The following is a 14,109-nucleotide window of genomic DNA, read 5'->3' as shown; positions in this document are numbered from 1 at the left end:
AATGGTTATTTGATAAATAATTAAACTAAATTTTTAAAAATTAATTTTTTCGTAGATTGTTAAAAAAATAAAGTTTTTTAAATTAATGTTTTGTTGTGTAAAACTATTGAAATTTATTTATATAAATTGCTGTTGTAAAAAAATATTATTGTTTTGTTATTTCTAGTAATTAGTTTTACTAGGTTTATAAATATTAAATTATTTATAATTGCATAGGTATACATTCAAGCATGTATTTAAATAGAGATTTAAGATTATGAAAAAAAGAATATTTTTAAACTTAGTTTTTATATTTAGTATTCTTTGAATAATAACAACATTTGCAATAGGAATTATTTCTTGTTCAGAATATGATATAGATGAAAATTATATTAAATGAGAGAGAGAGAGAGAGAGGAAGGTATTATTGACTACAATCTTCAATCTAATTTTCATGAATGATACAATAATTTAACAATAGCTGATTGAAATTACGATGAAAATGGAAAATTAAAAAATTATTATTGTTATTCAGAACAACAAGCAATTTTTATGTATGCTAATCAAAGAGGTTATTATTGAAATGAATATTTACATAAAAATAAAATTCCTCCTAATCAAAAAGTAAATTTAAATTTTGGAGGATTAAACAATCCTTTGGAGATTCGTGGTTCTGATTATCAATATGTTGTTTCTGCTTTAAATAATTTATATGCAAGATGACCATATGAAAATTACAAAGTATATCATGGTGTTGAATATCAAGAAATTGAATTTTGAGAACAATTAAAACCATATATTAAACTTATTAATGATAGATATGATTATTCAGAATGTATTGGCAAAATTATTACTTCTTATGGATTTATATCAACTTCATTAGATCGTGTAGAAGCATTAAGATATTGTGATGGTTCAAATTGAATAGATAATAAAAAAGTTTTGCCATTAAAAGAACAAGTTTTGTTTGTAATAAATATTCCAAAAGATATTATTGGAGCAGTCTATTTAGGTAATTTTAAATTTATGGGAGTAGCAAACACAGATAATCAAGTACTAATAAATAAAAATTCATCTTTTAAGATTAATGATATTAAATGAACTAGAAATGACAAAAAAGAAAAAATCAACATATTTTATGTTGATTTAATTTCTATAAATAATATTTATTAATCAAGAGTACTAACTAATTTCATTTATACAAAATTAAAAATCACTTAAAGAACTCATGTCTATATCTTGTTTTTGAGTTTCGCTTGCAATAAATAATGGCAATGTGCTCATTTTTTGTTTTGCTGCATAACAAACATTTGGAAACATTAATATGTCAGCATTAAAACGTTGAACATATTGATTATATAATCTACGTGAAGCAGCAATTTCAGATTCAATATATTGCGAACTACTCATAAGTTCGCCTATAATTGAATTAGCTTTTAAATCTGGATAATTTTCAATTGCTATTTGAATATTTCTTGATAAATCATTTAAAGCTTTATCTGCATCAATAATTCCATTAGGAGTTTTGTTTGAACGCATACTTGTAATTTTTTCTAAAGTTTCACGTTCGTGTTTTAAATATCCTTTTGCTTGATCAAGTAATTTTTTCAATGTTTCACTTCTTCTAGTTAAGCTTATATCAATTGAACTTGATGCATTATTAATCTTCATTTGTAAATCAATTCATTCATTTTTACGTTTAATTCTAATAATTAATCAAGCTATTCCGGGAATAATAGTTATTCAAGATAAAAATAAAAGAATTAAATAACCATTTTTTTGTGAACTAGTAGGTTTAGCAAAAACGGTTGTATTATCAACATTAGGATTAAATCCTTGTGGAGTATTATTTTCTTTACTTGGATTAATTACCATTAAACTTCTCCTAATATTTTTATAATTAAATCAGTATTTAATTAAAAATTTTATTCCTAATATTATATTACAAAATTATCATTTTTTATATTAGTTAAAATCCTAATAATTTTTTGTTCAATAACTTCATTTAAATTATCTAGATTATTAATTAAAATACTAATTCCTTTATTATCAATTTTAAAAATTAAATCTAATTGCATTTTTTCATTTAACTGGTTAATTTCTTGAACATATTCAATTAATTTTTCTTTATTTTTTGAATTTTCAAGTGATGATGGATTATTTGTTCAAATGTAGTTTTGTAACATTTTATTAGCAAATTCTTTGTTTTCATATACACCATCAAATAAATTATTTTTAATTTTAGAACTAACTAAAATAATATTGTTTGTATTTGTTGGATGATTTATAAAAATAGCATATTTATCTTCATCAATGGGATGAAATTTTTCATAAGTTACAGGAATTGTTTTCATCCCCACTTCCATCCCATAAACTGTTACTAAATCAACTTTTGTTTCTGAAAAATATGATTTAATTTTTAAATTAGCTTTAAAAATATCCAAAAATATCTTTTGGTAATTAATAATTTCTAATCAAGGTTTTCTTTTAAGGAATTCTGAAAATTTATTAAAAGAAATTAAGTTGTTTGCAAGCATCGGCAACAAAAGAATATTAAAATCAACATTTTCGTTTTGAGTTAAACTTGGAATTGATAAATTTGAATTATTAGCAATTAAATATGTTTTATCTTTTTTATATCATTCACGAGAAATTCCAGGAACTAGCAAAGGAATTTGAAGCATTTTTACAATTTTAGAACAATATGCATAAATAATTTTTTTAACTAAATTTATTGCATCGGTTAATTCAAAATTTTTATCATTTTGTAAAATTTGCGCATTAGTTACTAGACGATTTAAAATATTCATAAAATTTAATGATTCATTATTACCGAAAATATATAAGGAATCTAAGTATTTAGTAAATTCGTAAATATTTGATGATTCGTGTTGATATCAATTAACAAAATCTTCTTGTGATTTAATTGTAAAAAATTGATTTAAGTATAATTGTTGATTTGGATCAATTTCAATGTTGAAATATTTTAAAAATGTACTATTTTCTAACATTACACTTTTATTAGATTTACCTTTTGTCACATTAAATGAAAAATCAGGTAAAAAATTAGTTTTATAAATTAATAAATTAGTTTCATCTAAAAATGGTGTTGGTTCATTATGAATTGCAGTTAACGTTTCATATCTAATTACTGTGTGAGGACGATTTTCACTATCATATTCAATAGTTGTATATGGAAAACTCATTGAATTAGATGTAGCAACATTTCTTATATTATGTTCACGAAGCATTAAATCATAAAAAGGTGAATTTTTTAAAATTCCTTTAATTCCTGAATAAATATCTAAAACATTAAAAGAATTTTTTAAAAGATTTAAAACTTCTTGTGAATCAAAATATTCAGAAATCTGAATATCAAATTTTTGAAATACATTAATAATTAATTCGTGAATACTTGTTGCAGAAAAACCAGATAACATTAAATTAAAACGCAAATTTCTATCTTTTAAAATTTCGTTTTCTTTTAGTTGTTTAAATTGATTAAATTCTTTAATTATTTTTTTGTTTTTATTAAAAATCGGAATAAAAGCTAAACCTATTAATAAAACAAAACTAATGATAATAAAAACATTTGCTATTTTTTTAGCATTAATTTTTAATAATTTTTTTTGATCTATTATTTCTTTTTGTGATTTATTTATTTGATTAGTTAAATTATCAATTTCTTTTTGATTAATTTTTGATTGACTAAATTCATAATCAATAACTTCATCAATAGCTCTTTCTAGATTGGCAAAAATCTTATCAGAAAATGATTGAATTGGGTTAATTGGTAAAGAAGCAAAATCAATTTTATTTGACATTATTATTGATCACTATACATAAATAATAAATATAAATGTAAATTAAAATTTACATTTATAAAAAATATTTTTAAATAACAACAATTGTTTCAAAAATTTTATTAACTGGTTCTTGTGGAACAAGATTACTTACAGCATTAATTGCAAAAGCGCCGCCAACAATAGCACCAATCGCAATTAAAATTAAAACACAAGCAATTAAAATTTTTGCTCATAACGGTAATTCATCTAATTTAGATTTACTTTGATAATTATAAACGTCTTTAACAATCTTATAATCTTTATTATCGACTTGACTAGTTAAAGAATTTTCATCAAACTTTTTGGAAACAACAACTAATTCTGTTTCAAGATTATTGTTATTATTCATCTTGATTTACAGCTTGTCAGTATAAAGTTCTTAAAATTACTGCTTGTCCTAATCCATTAATATCCGCTGTTCCTGCAATATCAATATGAACTAAATCTACATTTTCTCTAAATTGTGTTAAAAACATTGCAGCACTACTTGAACCAGCACCTGGTTTAGAAGCACAATTAACAATATCAGCAACAGCTGAATCTAATGTTCTTAAATAATCTTCGTGTAATGGTAAACGTCAAATTGGTTCACCAGCATATTGACTAGCAGAATAAATTTGTTTTCAATGTTTATCATTAGTTGCTCAAACACCGCTGTATGTATTTCCTAATGAATAAAGCATTGCACCGGTTAAAGTTGCAACGTCAAAAATTCTTGTTGCTTTTAAATCTTTAGCTGCATAAGAAATTGCATCACCTAACACCAAACGACCTTCAGCATCAGTATTATCAATTTCTACACTCATTCCATTATATGCAATAACCACATCATCAGGGCGTTGTGCAGTTGGGCTTGGTAAGTTTTCAGTTAAAGGAGCAACAGCTATTACATTTGTTTTAACTTTGTTTTTTGCTAAAGCTAAAACTGTTGCAGTTACAATAGCTGCACCTGACATATCATATTTCATAGTTCGCATATGAGATCCAGGTTTTAAATTCATTCCTCCTGAATCATATGTAATTCCTTTACCAACATATGCAAAACGATTTTTAGATTTAGGGTTATTTAAATATTCAACAACTAGCAAACGAGCTTCACGAACTGAACCTTTATTAACTCCTAAAAGCATTCCCATTTTTTTAGCAATAATTTGTTTTTTGTTTAAAACACTAATTTTAATGTTAGGAATACCTTTAAATTCTTTTTGAAATCTTGCAACAAACGTTTCAGGATATAAAACATCTGAAGGTGTATCTTGTAATTCTCTTACTAATGTCATTGCTTTGGCAATATTTGTAGCACTAGAAATTGTTTTTTCAAATTTTTTATTAACTTTTAAAACAAATTTAGGTTTTTCAACTTTTTTAGTTTTTTTAGAATAAGGTGTTGCTTCAACAAATTCAACTGCATTAACAATTAAATGCACAACTTGTTCAGCTTTATCATCACCAATTACGTTAATAAAACTATCAACATCAATTTCATTAGTATCATATTGACGACTTAAATATTGACGAAATTTTGTAAAAAAAGTATCGCTACTAAAAGGTAAAGCAACTTTAAATTCAACTTGACCTGGTAAATCTAATTTTAAATTAACACCATATTCATTTTTAGCAGCTTTTGCAATAATTTTTTTTACAACAGTTTTACTTGATACATTGATTTGCATTGATTTATATCCTTAATAAAATTTATTCACCAAAAATGTTGTTTTTGTTACTATCTTTTTCTTTAATATCATTGATTGCAACTTCAGTAGTAATCATTAATCCTGCTACACTAGCAGCTTTTTCTAATGCTGTTTTTGTAACTTTAGTTGGATCAATAATTCCACTACGAATCATATCAACATATTCACCAGTTTCGGCATTAAATCCAATACCAACACCTTGATTTAAAATATAGTTAATTGTTTTAGAACTATTAAATCCAGCATTTTCAATAATTTGACGAGCAGGAGCTTTCAACGCTTCACGAACAATATCATAACCAATTGCAACTTCACGGTCACTTGAAGTTAAATAAGCAATTGATGAAATACTATTAATTAAAGCAATACCACCACCTGATACAATACCTTCTTCAACAGCAGCTTTAGTTGAATTTAGTGCATCTTCAATTCTTAATTTCAATTCTTTTTGAGCAATTTCAGTTGCACCACCAACACGGATTACCGCAACTCCTTGAGACATTGAAGCAATTCTTTCACGTAAAATTTCAGCATTATACTTATCATCATTAAGTGCATTTAATTTACCTTCTAATGTCTTAACGTGATTATGAATTTTTTCTTGATTACCTTTACCGTCAATAACTGTTGTTTTTTCTTTTCCTACAGTTATTTTACCTGCTGTACCTAAATCATCAATTGTTACATTTTTTAATTCTAAACCTAACGCTGAATCAATTAGATTTGCACCAACTGTAATCGCTAAATCTTCTAATACAGCTTTTTGGCGTTCGCCATATTCATTACATTTAATTGTAATAACATTTAATGTTCCACGTAATTTATTAACAGCTAATGTTGTAACAACTTCATCACTAAATTCATTAGCAACAATAACTAAAGAAATATTTGATTCCATGCAAGACTCAAGTAATGGAATTAATTCCTTAATATTGTTAATTTTGTTAGCACTAACTAATATTCTAGGTTCTTCTAGTACAGCAACCATTTTTTCATGATCAGTAACCATATAAGGTGAACCATAACCACCTTTAAATTCTAAACCTTCAGTTGTATCTAAAGTTGTTGTTAAAGTTTTAGCGTCATCAATTGTAATAACACCTTTTTTACCAACAATTTGCATTGCTTTAGCAATCAATTCACCAATTTGTTTAGAACCTGATGAAATTGCACCAACTTGAGCAATTTCATCTGAAGTAGTAATTGATTTTGAAACTTTAGCTAAATTTTGAATAATAACTTGAGAAGCTTCTTCAATACCACGACGAATATTTACTGGATTAGCACCACCATTAATAGCATCAATTGCTTTATTTACCATTTCTTGTGTCAAAATTGTTGCAGTAGTTGTTCCGTCACCAGCAATATCATTTGTACTAATAGCTGCTTCAGCAATCAATTTAGCGCCCATGTTTTCAATTGGATCAGCTAATTCAATTTCTTTAGCAATAGTTACACCATCATTAGCAATTAAAGGCGCACCATATTTTTTTTCAATTAAAGCATTTCGACCTTTTGGACCTGCAGTAATTCTTACTGCATCTGCTAATTTATTTAAACCTAAATTTAGACGATTTCTTGCAGCTTTTGAAAATGTTAGTTCTTTTGACATAATAAGTATTTCTCCTTGCAAATCTTATTTTTGAACAGCAACGATATCTTCGTAACTTAAAATTTTAAGATTTTTACCATCTTCACTAACAATATTAGTTCCACTATATTCTTTAAAAAATACAACATCTCCAACTTGAATTTCAAAATTACATTTTGAATCACTTTTATAAATTTGACCATCGCCTAATGCAACAACAACACCTTTTGTTGTATTAGTGTTTTCTTCTGAATTTGTAGTTAAAATAATTCCTTTTTTAGAAACAATTTCATCATTTAAAGGCTCTATTAAAACATTATCATGTAACGGCTTAATCATTTATGATTATCCTTTCAAATTAACAATTTTGTTATTTACCAAAACTAAATTAGGTAATTTAGACTTAATTATACCAAATTTTTTATATTTATTTATAGCTGCTAGACTTACTTCTTTTCAATCTTTTTTAGCATTTTTCAAGTTTTCTACTTTATATGTAAAAATACCATAATCAATTCCATGACCAGTGTAAATTTGATCATTGTCAGTAATAATAATAACACCTGCAGCTGGACGAATATTTGATAAAGTTTTAATTTCATTTAAATCGTTTGTGAAATGAACAATAAAATCATATTTAAAATCAGCATTGCTTACATTACGTTTAGGACAAACTTTTTTAGCAACATCTAAAACCAATTTACCAAATTTAGTTTTTGATAATTTAGTTTTAGGAAAATAATAATTAATTGCTCTTTCATAATCAAATGAAATTTCAGATTGTTTATCAATTAAATTCATAACTTCAACTGCAACTAATGGATATAAACCATTAGCAGTTTCACCAGATAACATAGTTGCATCAGTTCCACGATCAACAGCAAAATATACATCTGTAACTTCAGCTCTTGTTGGATGAATATTTTTTTCTAAAGAATCTAACATTTGTGTCGCAACAATAACTTGTTTATTTTTATCACGACAAGCTTTAATAATATAACGTTGTCAATATGGAACAACATAATAAGGAATTTCTAAAGATAAATCACCACGAGCAACCATAATTGCATCTGAAGCATCAATAATTGCATCTAAATTATTGATTGCATGAGTTGATTCAATTTTAGAAATTATCTTAATGTGTTCAGCATTATTCTTTTTTAAGATTTCTTTAACTTGTTTAATATCTTTAACAGTATTAACAAAAGATAATGCTAAATAATCAACATTGTTTTTAATTCCAAACAAAATATCATTTTCATCTTTTTGAGATAAAAAAGGAATTGAATAATGAGCATTAGGTAAATTAATTCGTTTACGAGAAGTAATTGTGTGAGTATTTTTAGCTTCACATGTAATAATGTTTAGTTTTTTATCTAATTTTTTAACTGTTAAATTCAATTTGCCATCATCAACTAAAATTGTAGATCCAACTTTAAGATCATTAATCATGTTATATTTGCCAGTTGAATCACTTGCATAAAATTTATTTTTAGATCCAACAATAACTTTTGATGTATAAATTTCAACTAAATCTTTAGCATTAATTTTACATCCTTCATCAACAATTTTACCAACACGTATTTCTGGTCCTTGAGTATCTAACATAATTGAAACAGGTATTTGTAATTTTTTAGAAACTTCGCGAACAATTTGAATTCTTATTAATTGTTCTTCTTGAGAACCATGACTAAAGTTTAAACGAATTGTTGTAACTCCATTGCGGATTACATTTTCAATGTTTTCATATGCTTTTTTAACTAATTCTTTGTTTTTAGGATCTTTTAAATCACCTAATGTTCATATTTTTTGAGTTAATGATGGTCCGCAAGTTGCAACTATTTTAGTTCGTTTCAAGTGATTCATATTCATTAAACCTCTTCTTTAATTAAATTAAATTGCAAAATTTCTTTTTTACGATTTTGATTTTTCATACTTAAAGCATAATCAAAATCATAATCAACAATTTTATTATCTTTAATTCCAACAACGCGATTCTTTTTATTTTTATGAATTAAATTAACAGCATAATGACCTAGTTGCATCGCTAAAATTCGATCCATTGCATTTGGATTACCGCCACGTTGTAAATAACCCAAACGATTAATATTAACAATTTTATTAGTTTCTTTTAAAATAGTTTGTCCAATCTCTTCTAATGATTGATATTTATTTGTTCCATATAAACGTTCACTAACAACTATTAGATAAGTACGACGATTTTTATCTTTTTTATATGCTTCTTTTACTTTTTTAGCAATAGTTTCAGCGCTCATTGGATTTTCGTGTGTGATTATTAAATCAGCATTATTTGCAATTCCACTATAAAAACTTAAATCAGCACAATAACGACCCATTGCCTCAAGAATTGTTACACGATCATGCGAGATTGCTGTATGATTGTTTTTTATAAGAGCTTGATCAATTGAATCTAATGCTGTATAAAAACCAATTGTAAAATCTGTAGAACTAATATCATTATCAATAGTTCCTGGTAAACCTATACAATTAATTTTTAGTTTAGATAATAATCTAGCACCTTGATAACTACCATCTCCACCAATAACAAATAATGTATCAATACCTCTTTTAATTAAATTGTTAGCTGCTTTTTGTCGAACATTTAATTCTTTAAATTCAGGTAAACGTGCTGAATATATGAATGTTCCGCCTAAAATTGAATTCTTTTTCGTTTCACTTAGATTTGCTAACTTAATATTATCTTCAACCAAACCTTTATATCCTTCATAAACTAAATAAGGTTTATAACCGAAGTATAAAGATTGTTCTACTAAAGAATAAATTGCTGTATTCATTCCTGGGCAATCACCGCCTGAGGTTAAAATAGCAATTTTTTTAATTACTTTGTTTTTAATCATACTTTGTTGAAATCTTTCTAATTTCAATAAAAAATGTAACTTATAACAATTTAATTATAAAAAAATTTTCTGATTTTTATATTGATATTAAATTGTCTTTAAAAACAAGTGACAACAATAAAAAACATTTAAATTTTATTAAAAAAATTAATAAAATGTTTTCTTTACTAATATTAATAATATTACAAGTTATCAAAAACAAACTAATTAAAAATTTTTTAATTATTTATACCTTAAAAATGCATAATTCTTTAAAAAAAGTAAAATTTTAAATTTTATTTGTTTTGCATTAAAATTTATTATTTTTTCATCAATTTATTCATATATAGATTAAAAAAATCATCTAATTGTTTTTTATTATCATCAGGTGCATCTATTGATATTGATTTCATAGGTAATTCATCCTTCATCTTGACAAGTAAATCTTGTAAATTTTTATCTTTCAAAAATGTTAATACTTCAAAAGTTGATAAAGTGATTATACTTATTTTAGTTAAATCAATATGGTATTGACTATTATGTTCAGACACAAACTGATAAATTAATTGAGGAGTTAATTTTTCTTTTACAACAAAAACTACAGTTGGATTATTATTAAATTTTAATAAATTAAAATGTTTTTTATTTTTATAAATATTGTATACATGCCTTTTAATGGGAATTCGTTCTTGTTTTATTAGTTTTTCTAAATCATTTATTAAAGTAGATTCAACAGTAGAAAAATAAGAATTATCTATAATTATTCCATCTGGGCTGCCACTAGATGCGTGAATTATGGGTTTTAAATTATTATCCAATTTAGTATTACACCATTCCTTAAAAATAGAAGCATTATTGTTATAAGATATAGAAAATGATAAATTTATTAAGTATTCAAAAATAGTTGAATTAGATATATTAGTTAAATTAAAATTTTTTTTAAGTTCATTTCATTTATTATCATTAACAAGTTCTAGCATTTTAATTACTTCATTTCGGTTATAAGGTAACTTTTCATAAAAATTAGTAGGTAATTTTAAGTTTGTTAAAAAAGAATAAAATTTATCAAAATCATTAGGATCTAATTCAATTAGATTTTTATATATATTAATGTACTTATTATTCAAAACATATTTATCATTTAATTTAATTAAAAATAAGGTATCGACTAATCATCTTATATTTATATCTTTATAATCTTTGTAAACTGTTTGATAATCTACTAAATTTAAAATATCATTTAATAAATTTTCTTTTCTTGATAAAATGTATTTTTGTATTTGGTTATCTGTTATTTTTTTATTAGTAAATTCATTATTTCACAATTTATACATTTTTTTTAAAAAATTTTTTAATTTAGAACCAACATCATCTAATAAATTGTTTATTAATAAAAAATTTTTCTCTAAAATTGCATTAATTAATTGAGGTAAAATTTTAGAAATTTTTAAAGGTTTTTTTCTTTTACAAACAACTTGTATATCTTTTTCTTTCAAAATTTTTGCTATGTCTTCTTTGCTCAATTTATTTTTTTCTAATTTTGAATTAATATCAAATTTATTTTTAGAAGTAATAAAAGAAATTAACAATTTATCACTATACCCTATTTCTAAACAATTTTTAACAAATCCTTTAAATATATTAGATCTTTTCGAATCTTTATGTAGCATTAGAAAAAATCAAATAATTGGAATTAAATTTGAAGCTATTTTATTATCTTCTAATATTTTTCCAATTTGTGTTCCAAAATTAGTTAATTGTATTGAATTATCATTTTTAATTAAGATTAAATTAAATTCTTTTAATTGCCTTACTAATAAATGACTTCTATTTTTTCTTGTAAAATCTTTATTTTCTATTTTATAAAAAACAATTTGTTCTTGAATTACATATTCTAAAACATCAGAAATATATAATTTATAATTTTTTGAATTTTTTGCTTTTAGTTTTTCTAATATGTAAGTAAATATTTGCGTATAAAAATTGACTTGATTAGATATTCTAAAAGAAGTATCTCCAAATCTATTTCAATTGTCAAATTTATTCATAATTTCCTCTTATTAAAATTTCTTGATCAATCAAAAAATTTTTTTTTCTTTGATAATTAGAATTTTTATATGAAATATTTTTTATGATGTCGACTTTTATATTTTTTTTATTAATAGAAATAAAATTATTTAGTTTTGTATTTTCTTTTCCTTTAGAATAAAGAAGATTTGATAAACATCACCTATAACCATTTTTTGTTAAAAAATTTAATATATCAATTAATTTTTGCTCTTCTAATTCTGTTCAAGAATTATTATATGTTGCATCTGAAATTAGATATGGGGGATCAAAATAAAAAAGTGTTTTTTTCTTATCTATTTCTTTTAATATTTCATATACAAAAATATCAAATTCTTTAGAATGAATTGAATAATTTTTTTCTTTTGCTTTTTCGCAAAATTCAATAAGTTTATTTTTTTGATACAAGCTTCATCGAAATTTTCCTGCAGGAATATTTCATTCATCTTTTGAATTGAATCTAATTTGTTGATTAAAACCAAAAAGTATTAAAACAAGTAATTTTTCCACATTCTTATTGCGATTAAAATCTTTTTTTAATTTATTGTATTGAGAAGTATATTTGTCATTTAATTTATCAACGGGTAATTTATATTGTTTTATAATGTTTTCTGTTTTTTGAATAACAAGGTTTACATCTGTATTCATTAAATAATTTAATATCGCTGTTAATCATTTATCTTTATCATTTAAAAATATTTTTTTTGGAGTTTGATAATTTAAAGATACAACACCACTACCAGCAAATACATCAACAAAATAATCAACATTATTTTTTGGAAAATTTCTAATTAAGTCCTCAATCATTCTAAACTTATTACCTAAATGGTTAAAAGTAGGTTTAATATATGATTCTTTTATTCTTTTTATTGATTTATTGTAATATGATTTTAATATTTCACTACCAATATAAAATCTATTTAATTTATTTGCTGCCACTAACGTAGATCCAGACCCAGAAAAAGGATCGAAAACAATATCGCCTTCATTTGTATGAATTTTTATAATTTCCTCCATTAAAATTAATGGTTTTTCAGTAGGATGAATTCTTTTTTTACTAGAAACAGATGGGCAAATAAATTCGGGTTTTAAATAAAATTTATCTAATTTTTTATTAAAAGTTCAAGAACCTTTTTTCTTAATAGCTCATAATGCAAATTCATAATCAGGAACATATCTTCTATCAACGTTTCTTGGCATTGGATTCGGTTTAATTCATCTTAATAAATCCTTAATTTCAAAATTTTCTTTTACAAGTTCTTGTGAAATTATTCCTAAATTTTTTCAGTCATTAAAAATAATAATAGATCCACCTGGTTTTAATATTTTTCCAATGTTATTTAATCATAACGTTTGATTAAAATTCTTATCTCATTTTCCGAAATCAACACCCAATCTACCGATTGTTTTAAAATTATTTTTTTTTGAAACATTATATGGCGGATCTGTTATTATTGCATCCACTATAAAATTTTGTTTAATCATACTATTTATAATGTCTAAACAATTTTTGTTATAAATTCTATTAACTTCTATATTTTCTTTTTTGATTTTTTTATTGTTTATCATTATTAATTGTCCACATAAATTTCCAAACAAATTAAATTAATATCAAAGCATACAAATCTCTGAATATTAATAATGTAAATTTCACATATTTCACATGCATATGAAACGGTTTTTAACCAATGTTTAAATTGTAGCACATAAATTTGTCTTTATAGTGTTAAAAAAATTCACAAATATCCAAAATTTTCATATGTGATAACATGTAAGAAAAAACAAATATATATAGGTTTTATAGTGTTTTAAAGAACGCAAATAATAAATTAAATGGCACGTCGAGAGAGAGAGAGAGAGAGTTGAACCCGCTACCGCACACGCTTTCTAAGCGTGTGCTCTATCCACTGAGCTACCAATGCGTTTTTTTAATTATTAATAAAATATAAATTATCATAAATAATAATAATAATAAATTTATTTATATTTAAAATTAATATAATTTTTATTTTTTATATTTTCCGTGTAAAAATTTAACAAATTAAAAATTTTTTAATAAATTTTTGCACTAAGTA

The 14,109-nt window shown here is 23.8% G+C and carries 11 protein-coding genes; 1 reads left to right on the top strand and 10 read right to left on the bottom strand.

The window, feature by feature from the left end:
- Positions 1-375 precede the first annotated feature (375 nt).
- The gene (locus T397_RS0102105; RefSeq protein ID WP_027124024.1) at positions 376-1,152 is read left to right on the top strand and encodes an ADP-ribosyltransferase; all 777 of its coding nucleotides are present in this window, start codon (positions 376-378) and stop codon (positions 1,150-1,152) included.
- Positions 1,153-1,185: 33 nt separating this feature from the next.
- Here the strand turns inward: T397_RS0102105 and T397_RS0102100 are convergent, their stop codons facing one another.
- The 10 genes from T397_RS0102100 to T397_RS04300 all read right to left on the bottom strand — a co-directional run bounded on the left by T397_RS0102100 (position 1,186) and on the right by T397_RS04300 (position 13,603).
- Positions 1,186-1,854: a LemA family protein gene (locus T397_RS0102100; protein ID WP_027124023.1), complete on the bottom strand. Its 669-nt coding sequence runs from the start codon at positions 1,852-1,854 to the stop codon at positions 1,186-1,188.
- A 62-nt stretch (positions 1,855-1,916) separates the two neighbouring features.
- The gene (locus tag T397_RS0102095) at positions 1,917-3,803 is read right to left on the bottom strand and encodes a hypothetical protein (protein WP_027124022.1); all 1,887 of its coding nucleotides are present in this window, start codon (positions 3,801-3,803) and stop codon (positions 1,917-1,919) included.
- Positions 3,804-3,873: 70 nt separating this feature from the next.
- Complete coding sequence (locus T397_RS04230) at positions 3,874-4,173, bottom strand: hypothetical protein (protein WP_052663075.1); 300 nt, start codon at positions 4,171-4,173, stop codon at positions 3,874-3,876.
- A complete protein-coding gene (locus tag T397_RS0102085) occupies positions 4,166-5,497 on the bottom strand; it encodes a leucyl aminopeptidase (protein ID WP_027124021.1) in 1,332 nt (443 codons plus the stop codon). Before T397_RS0102085 ends, T397_RS04230 begins: the two co-directional genes overlap by 8 nt.
- Before the next feature lie 22 nt (positions 5,498-5,519).
- On the bottom strand, positions 5,520-7,130 hold the full coding sequence (groL, locus tag T397_RS0102080) for a chaperonin GroEL (protein ID WP_027124020.1): 1,611 nt from the start codon (positions 7,128-7,130) through the stop codon (positions 5,520-5,522).
- Positions 7,131-7,154: 24 nt separating this feature from the next.
- Complete coding sequence (locus T397_RS0102075) at positions 7,155-7,448, bottom strand: co-chaperone GroES (RefSeq protein WP_036448639.1); 294 nt, start codon at positions 7,446-7,448, stop codon at positions 7,155-7,157.
- A 6-nt stretch (positions 7,449-7,454) separates the two neighbouring features.
- A complete protein-coding gene (gene pyk / locus T397_RS0102070; protein ID WP_027124018.1) occupies positions 7,455-8,981 on the bottom strand; it encodes a pyruvate kinase in 1,527 nt (508 codons plus the stop codon).
- Positions 8,981-9,988, bottom strand: coding sequence for an ATP-dependent 6-phosphofructokinase (locus T397_RS0102065; RefSeq protein WP_036448638.1), 1,008 nt, complete (start codon positions 9,986-9,988; stop codon positions 8,981-8,983). The genes pyk and T397_RS0102065 overlap by 1 nt, the downstream gene beginning before the upstream one ends.
- A gap of 299 nt (positions 9,989-10,287) precedes the next feature.
- Positions 10,288-12,015, bottom strand: a complete 1,728-nt coding sequence (locus T397_RS0102055) for a hypothetical protein (RefSeq protein ID WP_027124015.1) — start codon at positions 12,013-12,015, stop codon at positions 10,288-10,290.
- Complete coding sequence (locus T397_RS04300) at positions 12,008-13,603, bottom strand: DNA methyltransferase (protein WP_081794293.1); 1,596 nt, start codon at positions 13,601-13,603, stop codon at positions 12,008-12,010. Before T397_RS04300 ends, T397_RS0102055 begins: the two co-directional genes overlap by 8 nt.
- Positions 13,604-14,109: the final 506 nt, after the last annotated feature.

The organism is Mycoplasmoides pirum ATCC 25960, assembly GCF_000685905.1.
Classification (GTDB): Bacteria; Bacillota_I; Bacilli_A; order Mycoplasmatales; family Mycoplasmoidaceae; genus Mycoplasmoides; species Mycoplasmoides pirum.
This window is presented reverse-complemented; position numbering and strand designations above follow the sequence as displayed.